The following is a 14,668-nucleotide window of genomic DNA, read 5'->3' as shown; positions in this document are numbered from 1 at the left end:
AATATCATTGATAGATATATTCTTTGGTTAGTGGAAGTTCGTTATTTGCACCTTTACTAATAAGTAATTGGAATAAATCAATGCTTCCTACTCTAAAGGCTGAAGCACAACTTTTAAGATATAAACTCCACATTCTAATAAATTTTTCATCATAAAGCAATCGGACTTTATCAAGATTTTGCGTAAAGTTTTTATCCCATATATCTAAAGTCTTGGCATAATGAAATCTTAGGCTTTCTGCTAATAAGAGATGGTAGTCAAATTCACTAAGTATGCTAATAACTTCCCTTAAGGAGGGTAAGTAACCTCCTGGAAAAATATATTTATCTATCCAGGCATTAGTTTCTCCTTCAAACATAACCATAATAGAATGTAGTAGAAAAATTCCACCAGGTTTCAAAACTTCTTTGCTCTTAGAGCAATAAAGGGATAAATTCTTTGCCCCAACATGTTCAAACATCCCCACTGAAACAATTTTATCAAAATATTCTTTTTCTTGTAGGTCTTGATAGTTTTGTAGGCGAATTTCCACAAGATTTTCAAGTTTGTGAGATTTTACTCTCTCCTTAGCTTCTTTATATTGTTCTTCTGAAATAGTAATGCCTGTAACTTGCACTCCATATTTTTGTGCAGCTATAATAGAGAGCCAACCCCAACCACAACCAATATCTAGTAATTTTTCTCCGGGTTTTAAGTTAAGCTTTTTTAAAGTGTGTTCTATTTTATTAATTTGTGCTTGATAAAGCGTATCTGTCGGATTTTTAAAATACGCACACGAGTAGCTTTTGGTCTCATCAAGCCAAATTTTATAGAAATCATTACCTAAATCATAATGGCTTTTGATATTTTTACTCTCTTTATTTTGATCAATTTTGCTTGAAATATTAGGATTTTGATATTTTTTTAGATATTTTCTATTGGAGTGAAGATAAATAATTCTAGCAATTTCATCATAATCTCCTTGAATATCTATTAATCCCTCCATATAAGCTTCTGCAAAAGTTAAACTTAAGTCTTTTGAGAGAAGTTTAAAAGGAATAGGTTGGTGAAGAATTAAAGAAAACTTTGGTTTATCATTCCCTATTTTTACAGTTTCTCCATCCCAAAATTTGATGGTATAATTGCCAAAATTCCATTGTTTCATAAAGCTTTTAATAAAAAATTTTTGTAACATTTAAATCCCCAGTTAATAAATTTTTTTTGTTAATATAAATTTCTATCGAAAATTTAGCATATAATTAATAATTATAATATAAAAGGAATTTACAAATTTTTAAAGTAGAAGTGATAATCTAAAAATGTCAATGATTGTCATTCTTTGAAGATACAAAGAGAGTTTTAAACTTTAAAAATTAGGATAGAATATAAGTTCTATAAATTTAAGGAAGATTATTTGGATTTTATTATTATTTTATTGCTTTTAGCAGTAGTAGTGGTAGTTATTTTGGGAATATTTTTTATAAAGGTAAAGATGCAAAATATTTTATTACAACAAGAAAAAGAAACTCTTTATAGGAATATGCAAGATTTAGAGAATATGCACGTTAAACTTAATGAGCAGATACAGCTCAATATTGCTTTAGAGACCAAATTAGAGGGTAAAGATGAACAATTGCTGAAAATGCAAAAGGATATTTTGTGCGTAAAAGAGGAATATAATCAAAAATATCAAGCCTCACAGGCTGCGTTTGAAACAGCCTTTCATCAATTAGAGATAAATTATAAAGATTCTTTAAAGATGCAACAAGTTGAGCATAAAAAAATACAACAAGATATGCAAGAACAATTACAAAATTACTTCAAAGAGCAAAGTAAAAATATCCTAGCACAAAATCAATTAACACTTAATACCGATTCTAAAAAGATTTTAGAAGAAATTTTTAATCCTATTAAACATAAAGTTGAAGAATATTCCAAAAATCTTATTCACAATGAGGCGACTTTAAAGACAAATATTGAAAATATGTTTAGATATTCACAAAATATTGGGGAAAAAGCGGATAATCTCGCTATTATTTTAAAGGGCGATAAGAAAATAAGGGGAAATTTTGGAGAGTTGCAATTGCGTAATGTTTTAGAACAAAGTGGTTTAAGAGAGGGGGAGCAGTATCAAATCCAAGAGTCTTTTAATGATGAGGGAAAAAAATTTGTCCCTGATGCAGTAATTTATTTAAGCAAAGAACGAAGTATTGTTATTGATTCTAAATTTAGCTTACCAGATATTTTACAGACCGATAAAGTGGATATTTTAAGTAGTGAGATTGCTAAAAACATTAAAAATAGAATTGATGAATTAGCAAAAAAACCTTATGCCAATGTTGCTAATGCTTATGACTTTGTTTTATTGTTTATCCCCTATCAAAATATTTTAGATTTAGCTTTAGAATTTGATAATGCCCTTTATCAATATGCTTACCAAAGAAAAGTTTATTTAACCACACCAAATACTCTTTTTATGGCATTAAAAACTATAGAGATTACTTGGATAAAGATTCAAAGTGATGAAAATATTATGAAAGCTTTTTTAGATATTGGGAGGTTTTATGATAAATTTGTGGGTGTTTTAGAGGATTTTGAAAAAATAAAGAGAAATGCGACAACCCTACATAATACTATTGATGAAATGGATAAAAAGCTCTTAAGTGGGAATGGAAACTTAGCAAATAGATTTGATGCCCTTAAAGCACTTGGTGCAAAAACGCAAAAATCTATTACAAGTGTTTATAAAAAAGAGTATTTAGAAGTTTAAGCCTCTAAAGGCTTTTTTTTCTCTCTTCTAAACGTTCTTGTTCAGAGATATTTTGTGCAAGATTATCCCAACGCAGTTTCGTTCCACCTAAGATATGAAAATGTAAGTAAGGAATCTCCTGTCCGCCATCAATACCTACATTACTAATAATTCGGTAGCCATTTTTATCTAAACCTAAGATTTTTGTAACCTCTTGAATAAAAGCAGTGTATTCTGCCATATCTTGAGGGGGGATTTCTTGAAAATCCTTAGCGAATTTTTTAGGAATAGCTAATACATGTATAGGGGCTTTTGGGGATATATCGTGAAATGCTAAAAATTTATCATTTTCTAAAACTTTATTACAAGGCAGATCCCCTTTTATGATTTTTTCAAAAACAGTCATAGTAATCCTTTAAAACCAAAATATTTACTAAATTTTACCTTATTTTATTAAAGTATTAATATAATACTACCAATTATTAAGCGAAGTAAATATTTTTTTAAATACAATAATTTTAAATTTTTAAATTAGGAAAGAGTTGTGGAGGAAATATTTTTAAAAATAGAAAAAGCAAAAAATACTGCAGAGTTAGAAGAAATACGTATTTTAGTATTAGGAAAAAAAGGAAGTTTAACTGCTAAATTTGCAGAACTTAAAAATTGTGAGGCTTCAGTTAAAAAAACATTAGCCAAAGAATTAAATACCTTAAAAATGGATTTTGAGAGGGCTTTAGCGAATAAAAAAGAATGGCTATCAATGCAAGAGTTAGAAGAAAAGATAAAACAAGAAAAAATTGATGTTTCTTTGTTTAATACTTCTAATTTAAGGGGAGCAAGTCATCCTATTATGTTAATGTTGGATAAAATTGTAGGCTATTTTGAGAGCATGAATTTTGCGGTTAAGATGGGTCCCTTAGTTGAAGATGATTTTCATAATTTTGAAGCCTTAAATATTCCTTCTTATCATCCTGCACGTGATATGCAAGATACCTTTTATTTTAAAGATAATAAGCTTTTGCGAACGCATACTTCTCCTGTGCAAATCCACACAATGGAATCTCAAAAGCCTCCTATTCGTATGATTTGTCCGGGGAATGTTTTTCGTTGTGATTATGATTTGACACATACTCCGATGTTTCATCAAGTTGAGGGGTTGGTAGTGGAAGAGGGTAAGGATTTTGTGAGTTTTGCAAACCTTAAATTTATCCTAGAGGATTTTTTGAAATATATTTTTGGCGAGGTTAAAGTGAGATTCCGCTCAAGTTTTTTTCCTTTCACAGAACCAAGTGCGGAAGTGGATATGAGTTGTATATTTTGTAGGGGTAAGGGTTGTAGAGTCTGTTCGCATACAGGTTGGTTAGAAGTTTTGGGATGTGGAAGTGTTGATGATAATGTGTTTAAAGCAGTGGGTTATGAAAATGTAAGCGGATATGCCTTTGGTTTAGGGGTTGAGAGATTTGCTATGCTTGCATTTAATGTGCCAGATTTGCGGTCATTTTTTGAAAGTGATTTAAGAATATTGGAGCAATTTAAATGAAATTTACTAGAAGTATTTTTAAAACCATTTTGCCTTTAGATAATATTAGTAGTGAGGTAATTTGTGCTACTTTAGATAAAATTGGATTAGAAGTTGAAAGTTTTGAGAAATTAGTTGCTCCTAAAAAAGTGATTGTAGGTAAGATTCTAGCTTGTAAAAAACACCCCGATGCACAGAAGCTTAATGTTTGTGAAGTAGCTATTGGGGGTGAGGAGGGGGAGTATCAAAGCCTTCAAATTGTTTGTGGTGCTAAAAACGCTAGAGAGGGAATTTTTGTAGCTGTGGCATTAGAAGAGGCAGTTTTACCTCAAATGACTATTAAAAGAGCAGTTTTAAGGGGTGTTGAGAGTTGTGGAATGCTATGCTCTAGCATTGAGATAGGTTTTCCTAAAATAAATGATGGCATTATAGAGTTAGACAATAGTCTTGGGGAGTTAATTATCGGTAAGGAACTCTTAGAGTATGATGCTTTTAATGATGAAGTCTTTGAAATTTCTATTACTCCAAATCGCGGAGATTGTATGAGTATTATCGGTATTGCAAGAGAGTTAAGTGTAGGATTAAATTTAGAAATGCAACCTTTAAAAATGCCAAAAACTTCGGAGAACTCTCCAGGAATTGGTAGGGTCTTGCAAATTACAACGAATGAAAAATACGAATCTTCTTTAATGTATAAAGCTATTGAATTACGCTCTATTCCAACTCCTTGTTGTGTAGCTTTGTTTTTAGCTTATAATGAAGCCTTAGAAGAGGATTGGTTGAGTAATGTATTGGGGTTTGCGACATTTTATAGTGGGGTTATTTTAAACGCTTATCCGCAGGATTTTTGTAGGCTAGAAGATAAAGATGGAATTGATAAAATGCTTTTAAAGTTAAAAAAAGATGAATTGGGCTTTGAAAGTATTTATTATAAAGATAGAAAACTATCTACCATTGGTGTAGAATCTTTTTCTTATAAAGGCTTTAAGCACAATAAAGACAAAGAATTTGTTGTCTTAGAGGCTAGTTATATCCCTCCGCAAATCATTGCACAAAAGGTTTTAGAAGCTAATATCAAGGTTGATACTAAAATCTTTCAAAGAGTTTCAAGAGGGAGTAATCCGGATTTAAAACTTGGACTTGATGTTTTTGGAAGTTTTTTAAATGATGACCGAATAGTTTTTTATACTGATACACAAGAACTATTAAAAGTTATTAAAAGAGAGTCCATTACCATTGATATTTTATTATTATCTAAAGTAATTGGTTGTGTGTTAGATAAAATTACTATTGTGAATATTCTAAAGGCGTTAGAATTTAAAGTAGAATTACCTGCGGATGAAAATTTGCTTATTGCTACACCACCACTTTTTAGGCACGATGTTATCGGGTTTCAAGATATTGCAGAAGAAATCATCCGTTTTGTAGGTATTGATAATGTGCCAAGTCAGCCTTTATCTTTTGTGCAGAATAATCAAATTAATGCAGAATCAGAGTTTTATCATTTTCAAAGAAAATTAAGTAAAAAAGCTATTGGTGTTGGTTTTAATGAAGTGGTGCATTTTGTTTTTCATAATAAAGAAATGTTAGAAAAATATGGTTTTGAAACTTTAGAGGATAAATTAGAGCTGTTAAATCCCATTACGCAAGACCTTAATACTTTACGCTCTACCTTGCTTATGGGGTTAATTCAAGCAGCAGTTTATAACAAAAATAATGGATTTAACGCTATTTCTTTTGCAGAAATTGGTTTTACTTATAATAAAAAACGGCAAGAAAATATCAAAATGGCTTTTTTGCAAAGTGGTCTTGTTTGCCAAGAGCATTATCCTAAGACTAAAGGCATCAAGGCAGACTTTTTTGCTTTTGCCGATAGAATCTCCTGTGTTATTGGAGAATTTACCTTGCAAGCCTTTCAAAGTAATATAAAAATTTTTCACCCTAATCAATGTGCAAAGATTTTTAGAGGCAAAAAGGAAATTGGTATTCTTGCAGCTTTGCATCCAGCACTAAGAGAGTCCTTTGGATTAGAAGAAACTTATTTATGTGAGCTAGACTTAAAGTCTCTAAAAGACGAGTTACCTAAGGTTGAGCGGTATTCAAAGTTTCAAAAAGTTGTACGTGATTTAAGTATTCTTATGCCTAAAGAGATTCCTTATTATAAGCTTAAAGAAACCATACAGCAATTAAAAATTCCGCATATTTTGAAATTTTATCCCCTTGATGTTTATAGGGATGAAAGCTTAGAGGATCAAATAAGTTTGACAATCCGCTTTGAGATTCAATCTTATGAAAAAACTTTAGAAGAAAAAGACATCATCGAAGTTATGGAAAGGGTTTTAGCGGTGCTTAAAACGGAGCATAAGGCAGAATTACGATGAGGATAAAAGTATCCCCAAGTGTTGGATTTAAAATCGATCTTTCAAAGATTGCCCCGGATAAGTCTATTTCTCATCGTAGTGTTATTTTTTCTTTACTTAGTTATAAGCCTTCATTTGTAAAGAATTATTTACAAGGTGAGGATACTTTAAATACCCTAGAGATTGCTAAGAAGTTAGGCTTAGTTGTAAAAGAAGAAAAAGATGGGCTAGTCTTTATCCCCCCAAAACAGCTTAAAGAACCTAGTGAAATTTTAGATTGTGGGAATGCAGGAACAGCTATTCGCTTGTATTTAGGTTTATTGAGTGCTAGAGAGGGAATGTTTGTTTTAAGTGGAGATTGCTATTTAAATGCCCGTCCTATGAAACGCGTTGTAGAACCTTTAAGGCAAATAGGGGCGAGCATTTTCGGAAGAGATGGGGGTAATCTTGCACCTTTAGTTGTGATTGGAAAGCCTTGCTTAAATGCCTTTAATTATGTTAGTAAAATCGCCAGCGCACAAGTAAAATCTGCTTTAATTTTAAGCGGACTTTATGCTAAGGGGGAATGTAAATACACAGAGCCACAATTAAGCAGAGATCATAGTGAGAGAATGCTTATGGGTATGGGTGCAAACTTAGAAAGCAAGTTAAACCCTAATGGTGCTTTAGAGCTTAAGATTTTTCCTCAAAAAAATCCTCTAAATCCACTTGAAATTGACATTCCAGCAGACCCTTCTAGTGCATTTTTCTTTGCTTTAGCTATTGCTATTACTCCCAATTCTCGTGGGATTTTGCGTAATGTCTTGCTTAATGCTACAAGAATTGAAGCCTTTAGGGTTTTAGAACAAATGGGTGTGCCTATTACTTATAGGAAGTATTCTTCTACTTATGAAAGTATTGGTGATATAGAGATAAGCTCTCCAAACTATCTCAAGGCTATAGAGATTCATCAAAGAATCGCATGGCTTATTGATGAGCTCCCTGCTTTAGCTATTGCTATGGCTTGTGCTAAAGGTGTGAGCAAAGTAAGTAATGCTAAAGAGTTAAGGGTGAAAGAAACTGATAGAATTGTAGCAATAGTTAGGAATTTGCAGCTTTGTGGGATAGAGGTAAAAGAGTTAGAAGATGGTTTTGAAATCTGTGGGGGAGACTTTAAAATGTGTGAAGTTCCTAGTTATGGAGATCATCGCATTGCTATGAGTTTTGCTATTGCTGGATTAAGAAGTGGAATTACTATTACTCAAGCAGAATATATTAATATCTCTTTCCCTAATTTTTTAGAAATTTTAAATGCTATAACACAAGTTGAGGTTGATAATGAAAGTTAAATTAGCTAAAAATTATGGATTTTGTTTTGGTGTTAGACGAGCTATAAAGCTTGCTGAATCAAAACCTAATGGAATTACACTTGGTCCTCTTATCCATAATGCAAAAGAGATTGAACGCTTGAAAGAAAATTTTAATGTCGTAGTTAATGAAAATATTCAAGAGATACCTAAAGATTCAGAAGTTATTATCCGAACTCACGGAATTCCTAAGCAAGATTTAGAACTGCTTAAACAAAAAACAAAAAATATTACTGATGCTACTTGTCCTTTTGTAACAAAGCCTCAAGAAATTTGTGAAAAGATGAGTGCAGAAGGGTATCAAATTATTATCTTTGGAGATGAGAAGCACCCAGAAGTAAAAGGAGTTATGAGTTATTGTAAAAATACACCATTAGTGATTGAAGATTTAATGGCTTTAAAAAATAGCAAAATTCAAGAAAAAGTAGCTCTTATTTCACAAACTACAAAGAATATCGAATCTTTTTTACAAATTGTAGATTTCTTAGTGCGAAATTGTGCAGAATGTCGCGTTTTTAATACGATTTGTAATGCGACTTTTGATAATCAAGAATCCGCAAGAAATCTCGCTAAAGAAGTTGATATAATGATAATTGTTGGCGGTAAAAACTCCTCTAATACTAAGCAACTTTATAATATTTCTAAAGAATATTGTAAAGATTGTTATTTGATTGAGGATTATTTAGAGTTACGCAAAAGTTGGTTTGATGGTAAGAAACTTTGTGGTGTTAGTGCTGGTGCTTCAACACCTAATTGGATTATTGATAAAGTTGTGCAAGATATAGAAAAATTATAATTAATACTTTTAAAAGACTATTTTAGTTAAAATAGTTAAATTTTATTTAAAAAGGGCGTAAGGTATGGCTGGCGTAAATATGCAGGAATTAGAGAAAATTGAGATTGAAGAAGATTTTGCTTCGATGTTTGAACAATATGAAAAAAAAGAGAATGAAAAGGTTTCACAAGGCGAGATTGTAGCAATTGAAGGGAATTGTGTGATTATTGCAGTTCCAGGAGAGAAGAAAGAAGGGAATATTTCTATTGAAGAAATTAAAGATTCAGAGGGGAATTTATTCTTTAAAGTAGGGGAATTGTTGCCAATTGTTATTACAGGGAAGAAAAATGAGCAACCTATTGTTTCTTACAAAAAAGCAATACGTAAAGAAAAAATTGCAAAATATATCAAAGATTTAGGTGAGAACTATAAAGATAAAATTATCGAAGGTGTTGTTATAAGAAAAAATAAGGGCGGATACATTGTTGAAAGTGATGGTATAGAGTTTTTTATGCCAAAATTTGGAGCAGCTTTTAAAGATGGTAGTAAGGTAGAGGGTAAGTTTATTAAGGCTTGCATTGTAAATGTAAAACCCGAAGAAGATAGCATTATTATTTCAAGAAAGCGATTATTTGAAATTGAAAACTCTACTAAAAAAGATGCGATTGATAATCTTTTAAAGCAAGAAGGGATTTTAGAGGGAAAAGTTAAAAAGATTACTAGTTTTGGTATGTTTGTAGATGTTAATGGTGTTGAGGGATTAGTGCATTACACAGAAATTAGCTATAAAGGACCCGTTAATCCTTCAAAACTCTATAAAGAAGAAGATGTTGTTCCTATTAAAGTTCTTTCTTATGATAAAGAAAAACGTCGTTTAGCTCTTTCTATTAAAGAAACTACAGAAGACCCTTGGAGGGAAATTGAAAAAGAGCTTGAAGTAGGGGATGCTATTAAAGTTACAGTTAGCAACATAGAGCCTTATGGAGTCTTTGTCGATTTAGGAAATGATATTGAAGGTTTTTTGCATATTTCTGAAATTTCTTGGAATAAAAATATTCAAAACCCAGAAGAGTTTTTAAAAACCGGACAAGAAATTGATGTAGAGGTTATAGAAATTAATACCAAAGAGAGACGTTTAAGGGTATCACTTAAGAATCTCTTAGATAAGCCTTTTGATAAATTCGCTAAAAAATATAAAGAAGGTGATATTTTAAAGGGTTGTGTTGCGACTTTGACAGATTTTGGAGCTTTTATTAAATTAGATAATATTGATGGTTTGTTACATAATGAAGATGCCTATTGGAACAAGAATGAGAAATGCAAAGATTTAATGAAAGTTGGCGAGGAGATTGAAGTAAAAATTGCTAAAATTGATAGAAAAAAAGAAAGAATTTCTTTAACTCGCAGAGGAATTATAGCCTCCCCAGTAGAAGAGTTTGCTAAAAAATATTCAATAGATAGTGAAATAAGCGGTATAGTCAGAGATATAAAAGATTTTGGTATTTTTATTAAAATTGATGATGAAGTAGATGCTCTTATTAGGAATGAAGATTTGCCACCCCTTAAAAAGGAAGAGATTCAAGTTGGTGATAGTATTAATGGTGTGATTTCATTGCTTGATTGTGCAAATAATAAAATTCGCGTTTCTATTAAAAGATTAGAAAAGCAAAAAGAGAAGGCAAAATTGAAAGATTTTAATGATAATGTAGATAATAAAATGACTTTAGGGGATATTATTAAAGATAGAATTTCTTAATAGAATATAATATGCAAGTAAGAGTATTGATGACTATTTTAGCCTGTTTTATCTTGATTACATTGCTTGTGCTTATTCGTAAATATATAGATGCAATAAATGTTGCTTTGCCTATTTTTAAACCCTATGAGTTAGCTGTTGATAATAATCAGCCAGAGTTTGCCAATGTTTCAGATTGGGTGAATAAACTTTCTAATAAGAGTAGTAGCCCATTTATTTATCCAGCTCCAGTTTTGCAAGTTAAATTACTCCTTGAAGATGATATTCTAGAAAGTGATGAAGAAGTTTTTAGGGTTTCAGTAGGGGCGATTGATGATTATCAGTTTTTTTGCGTTAATCAAGTATTTAGTAGCCATAAAATTAAATATTCCTATTATAAGGTGGGAGATAATATTTGGTTAGTAGTATTAACAAAAGATGAAAATTATCTTCGTAGTGTTTTAGATAAGCTAAAATATTATGAAATTAATTATATATTGGCTAAAGCCTAAAAGTGGAGTGTTAGAGATGTCAAAATTCACAATTATTGTCTGCGATCATATTCATCAAAGTGGTTTAGAACTGTTAAAAAAAGATAAAGAAGTGGAGATGCTAAATTTAGCGACTTTGCCAAAAGATACATTAAAAAAAGAATTACATAAAGCAGATGTAGCAATTACTCGGAGTTCAACAGATGTAGATATAGATTTTTTAGAATCTGCTCCTAAACTTCGTGCTATTGTTCGTGCTGGTGTTGGCGTGGATAATGTAGATATTGAAAGTTCTAGTAAAAAAGGTGTTATTGTGATGAATGTCCCAACAGCTAACACTATTGCGGCGGTAGAACTCACTTGTGCACATATTTTAAATGCTGTAAGGAGACTGCCTGAAGCTAATGCACAATTAAAAAATGAACGCAAATGGAAACGTGAAGATTGGTATGGAACGGAATTAAAGGGTAAAAAATTAGGCATTATTGGATTTGGAAATATTGGTGGTAGAGTAGGAAAACGTATGAAAGCTTTTGAAATGGAGGTCATTACTTATGATCCTTATATTAATGCTACAAAAGCTACAGATTTAGGTATTGCTTATACAAAAAACTTTGATGATATTCTAGCTTGTGATATTATCACTATACATACACCAAAAAATAAAGAAACTATTAATATCATTGATAGAGATGAAATTACAAAAATGAAAGAGGGCATAATTTTAATTAATTGTGCAAGAGGTGGATTGTATAATGAGGAAGCACTTTTTGAAGCTTTACAATCCCATAAAATTCGTTTTGCTGGAATAGATGTTTTTACTAAAGAGCCTGCTATTTCTAATAAACTTTTAGATTTAAATAATATTTATGTAACCCCTCATATTGGAGCAAATACCTTAGAATCCCAAGAAAAAATTGCTATTGAAGCAGCAAAAGCGGCTTTAGAGGCTGCAAGAGGTTCTAGTTTCCCTAATGCTCTTAATTTACCTGTTAGAGAGAATGAGTTACCACATTTTGTAAGGGGATATTTGGAGTTAGTGCAGAAAATGGCATTCTTTGCTATTCAGATGAATAAAGATGAGATTCGCTCTATTCAATTAGAAGCACAAGGTGAGATTAAAGAGCATCTCTCTTCCCTTTCTACCTTTGCATTAGTAGGTATTTTAAATGCTACATTGGGGGATAAGGTCAATTATGTCAATGCTCCTTATGTTGCAAAAGAACGTGGTATTGAAGTGCAATTGGAGGGAAAAGAATCCCAAAATGTTTTTAAAAATCAGGTTAAACTTACATTATTGACGCAAAAGGGAGAATTTAGTGTAAGTGGGGCAGTATTTAATGAGGATACTTTAAAAATTGTAGAAATTAATAAATTTTCTTTAGATATTAAACCAGAGGGCAAAATGATACTTTTTAGGAATAACGATACTCCTGGTGTGATAGGCTTTATTGGGAGTATTCTTGCTAAACATAATATTAATATAGCGGATTTTCGTTTAGCACGTTATAAAAAAGAGGCTTTAGCTGTGATTATCGTTGATGATGAAGTTGAATCTCGAGTTTTAAAAGAGCTTTCAAATATTGATGCTTGTATTAGTATCCAATACGCTGTTTTATAGGTATTTTTGATTCAGTGTAATTTGAGTTAAATTATGTATAATTGTGGGCTATTTTGTAGCCGGGGTGGTGAAATTGGTAGACGCGCTAGACTCAAAATCTAGTGGGGGAAACCCCGTGTCGGTTCGATTCCGACTCTCGGCACCATATCTAAAATCTTTGTTTTGTTTTTCTAAAAGTGTTTATCTTTTGCATTAATTTTTTAATCTACCAAGTTTTTGTATTAAGTTCATCGTAGTATTTAATTTTTTCTAAAACTCTTTGTAATCTAGTACCACAATCTATTCTTAATCCTTATTTATTGTTGGAATAAAAAGATGTTAAAAATTTTTAGAATACATAGGCAACAAAATATTAGCTTGAAAAAAGCAAAATATTCAAGCAGGGAATGAAGAAAAAACTTATAACTTGGCTTAAGCATCAACAAAGATAAATCCCCCTATCAGAAGGATTCCTAACTTAATAGAGTTTGGGACAAGATTGTTTAAAAACTAAAGGATGAAAAAGATTTAGACGAGTGGAAAGTATAATTTGTTTTGATACAATACTAATTCTTACCTATTAAACCATAAAAGGATATTTATGCAAGAGCTAATCACTTCTAAGCAAATACAAAGTGCTTATAAATTAATGAAGGAATTGCGTCCCCATTTAAGCTTAGAAGAATTCACAACCAAAGTAGTGCATCAGCAAAAAAGTATGCAATACCGACTCTTTGCCTCTTATAGCCAATCACAAAATATCATCGGGCTTTGTGGGGTAATGCCATTTTTTGTCCTATACCGTGATAAATGCCTATATATCTGCGATTTTATCATCGCCTCACATTTAAGAGGGCAAGGCTTGGGGCAGAGATTTTTACAAGAAATTGAAGAAATGGCAAAGAAAGAGGGTTATTTGGAAATAGAACTAAGCTCAAGCTTCAAAAGAGAGGAGGCACATCGTTTTTATGAGAAAAAAATGAATTTTCAAAAAACAAGCTATGTATTTGTAAAGTCTCTAAAATGAAGTTAAAGTTATACCCTTAAAGTTGCTTTTACTCCTTTTAAGCTTATGTTTTATACCTTGTAATCTTTACAGAACATAAACCCTTACTCCATAAATATATCTAACCCACTTTGCAGGGCATAAGGCACAGAACTACCGTGACTTTGCCCATCGAACTCAATAAACATGATATTTTTAGGGTTGGGTGCATTGGTTTGCAAATCCTGTATAAGACTTTCTAGCTTCAATGCTCCTTGCATTTTTTTAGAATTTTTCTCCAAACTTCCACGCGTAAAAATTATAGAATCTGGATAATCCCTTAGTTTCAAGGGTAAAGATAGAAATTTTCCTTCTCCCCACCAAAGTGATGGTGAAGCACATACATAATGTGTAAAGATCTGTGGTTTAGATAAAAGTGTATGTAACACAAAAAGACCACCAAAAGAATGCCCAAAAAGTAGCTCCTTCTGAGGCACACCAAATCGTTTATGGATAGAGGGCTTAACTTCTTGTATAAGAAAATCTAAAAAACTATCTATTCCGCCCCCACCGCTAAATTTATCTTGCAAGTATTCAGGAAGCAAAGGCGTATAATCATAAGTGCGTAATGCCCTATCATAAGCTAATGGGCTATAGTGTCCTACTCCTATGATAATAGGCAATGCTTTAAAGGGCTTAGTAGATTCTTTTGTAGCTATTTCATTAAGTAGTAAAGGAAAAAACGCATTGCCATCAAGTGTATAAAATACATTCTTTTTATCTGCCTTATGTTTTGGGATGGCAATATGGATATTATAAAATCTCCCCTGTATATTTTGCATACGCGTAGTTTCTATGCTAAAAAGATTTTTTGCCTCTTGCATAAGGGGTGGAATCTCTTGTGAGGGAGCGGCAAAGATATTACCAAAACATATACAAATAAATATTAAAAGAATATAACCTTTCATTCCTTATCCTTATTATCTAAACTTTTTGTACTTTGTGCTTCCTTATTTTTTATACTTCTTTACAATGTCTTTAAATCATAAGCCCACGCAACTACAATTCGCATAGGCAATTAAAAGCTTAAGTGTATTCTAGCACAATCGTGTAGATACTTCAATTTGCT

The 14,668-nt window shown here is 31.6% G+C and carries 12 protein-coding genes and 1 tRNA gene; 10 read left to right on the top strand and 3 right to left on the bottom strand.

Translation table 11 applies throughout. From position 1 onward, the window contains the following. Nucleotides 1–4: 4 nt before the first annotated feature. Nucleotides 5–1,174 carry a class I SAM-dependent methyltransferase gene (locus LS72_RS02180; RefSeq protein WP_034552237.1) on the bottom strand — a complete coding sequence of 390 codons (1,170 nt, stop codon included), beginning with the start codon at nt 1,172–1,174 and terminating at the stop codon, nt 5–7. Nucleotides 1,175–1,393: 219 nt separating this feature from the next. On the opposite strand from LS72_RS02180, the gene LS72_RS02175 reads away from it, so the two are divergent. Then, complete coding sequence (locus LS72_RS02175) at nt 1,394–2,749, top strand: DNA recombination protein RmuC (RefSeq protein ID WP_052087204.1); 1,356 nt, start codon at nt 1,394–1,396, stop codon at nt 2,747–2,749. 4 nt (nt 2,750–2,753) lie between these two features. Here the strand turns inward: LS72_RS02175 and LS72_RS02170 are convergent, their stop codons facing one another. Then, nucleotides 2,754–3,134 carry a histidine triad nucleotide-binding protein gene (locus LS72_RS02170; RefSeq protein ID WP_034552235.1) on the bottom strand — a complete coding sequence of 127 codons (381 nt, stop codon included), beginning with the start codon at nt 3,132–3,134 and terminating at the stop codon, nt 2,754–2,756. A gap of 138 nt (nt 3,135–3,272) precedes the next feature. Here LS72_RS02170 and pheS point away from each other — a divergent pair, with 138 nt between their 5' ends. The 9 genes from pheS to LS72_RS02125 all read left to right on the top strand — a co-directional run bounded on the left by pheS (nt 3,273) and on the right by LS72_RS02125 (nt 13,581). Then, on the top strand, nt 3,273–4,268 hold the full coding sequence (pheS, locus tag LS72_RS02165; RefSeq protein ID WP_034552233.1) for a phenylalanine--tRNA ligase subunit alpha: 996 nt from the start codon (nt 3,273–3,275) through the stop codon (nt 4,266–4,268). Then, nucleotides 4,265–6,628 (top strand): phenylalanine--tRNA ligase subunit beta, encoded by a 2,364-nt coding sequence (gene pheT / locus LS72_RS02160; RefSeq protein ID WP_034552231.1) that lies wholly within the window; start codon nt 4,265–4,267, stop codon nt 6,626–6,628. Before pheS ends, pheT begins: the two co-directional genes overlap by 4 nt. Next, entirely contained in the window at nt 6,625–7,935 is a 1,311-nt protein-coding gene (gene aroA / locus LS72_RS02155; RefSeq protein WP_034552229.1) for a 3-phosphoshikimate 1-carboxyvinyltransferase, read from the top strand. The genes pheT and aroA overlap by 4 nt, the downstream gene beginning before the upstream one ends. Next, nucleotides 7,925–8,749 (top strand): 4-hydroxy-3-methylbut-2-enyl diphosphate reductase, encoded by an 825-nt coding sequence (locus tag LS72_RS02150; RefSeq protein ID WP_034552227.1) that lies wholly within the window; start codon nt 7,925–7,927, stop codon nt 8,747–8,749. The genes aroA and LS72_RS02150 overlap by 11 nt, the downstream gene beginning before the upstream one ends. 64 nt (nt 8,750–8,813) lie before the next feature. Next, nucleotides 8,814–10,484 carry a 30S ribosomal protein S1 gene (locus LS72_RS02145; RefSeq protein WP_034552224.1) on the top strand — a complete coding sequence of 557 codons (1,671 nt, stop codon included), beginning with the start codon at nt 8,814–8,816 and terminating at the stop codon, nt 10,482–10,484. An 11-nt stretch (nt 10,485–10,495) separates the two neighbouring features. Further along, nucleotides 10,496–10,975, top strand: coding sequence for a hypothetical protein (locus LS72_RS02140; RefSeq protein ID WP_034552222.1), 480 nt, complete (start codon nt 10,496–10,498; stop codon nt 10,973–10,975). 16 nt (nt 10,976–10,991) lie between these two features. Then, on the top strand, nt 10,992–12,575 hold the full coding sequence (serA, locus tag LS72_RS02135) for a phosphoglycerate dehydrogenase (protein WP_034552260.1): 1,584 nt from the start codon (nt 10,992–10,994) through the stop codon (nt 12,573–12,575). A 58-nt stretch (nt 12,576–12,633) separates the two neighbouring features. Beyond that, nucleotides 12,634–12,720, top strand: a tRNA-Leu gene (locus LS72_RS02130). Nucleotides 12,721–13,155: 435 nt separating this feature from the next. Beyond that, nucleotides 13,156–13,581, top strand: coding sequence for a GNAT family N-acetyltransferase (locus LS72_RS02125; RefSeq protein WP_034552220.1), 426 nt, complete (start codon nt 13,156–13,158; stop codon nt 13,579–13,581). Between the two features lie 83 nt (nt 13,582–13,664). Here LS72_RS02125 and LS72_RS02120 read toward each other — a convergent pair whose 3' ends face one another. Next, nucleotides 13,665–14,507: an alpha/beta hydrolase gene (locus LS72_RS02120; protein ID WP_052087203.1), complete on the bottom strand. Its 843-nt coding sequence runs from the start codon at nt 14,505–14,507 to the stop codon at nt 13,665–13,667. Nucleotides 14,508–14,668 lie beyond the last annotated feature (161 nt).

It is taken from the genome of Helicobacter apodemus (assembly GCF_000765745.2).
In the GTDB taxonomy this organism is placed as follows: Bacteria; Campylobacterota; Campylobacteria; order Campylobacterales; family Helicobacteraceae; genus Helicobacter_D; species Helicobacter_D apodemus.
This window is presented reverse-complemented; position numbering and strand designations above follow the sequence as displayed.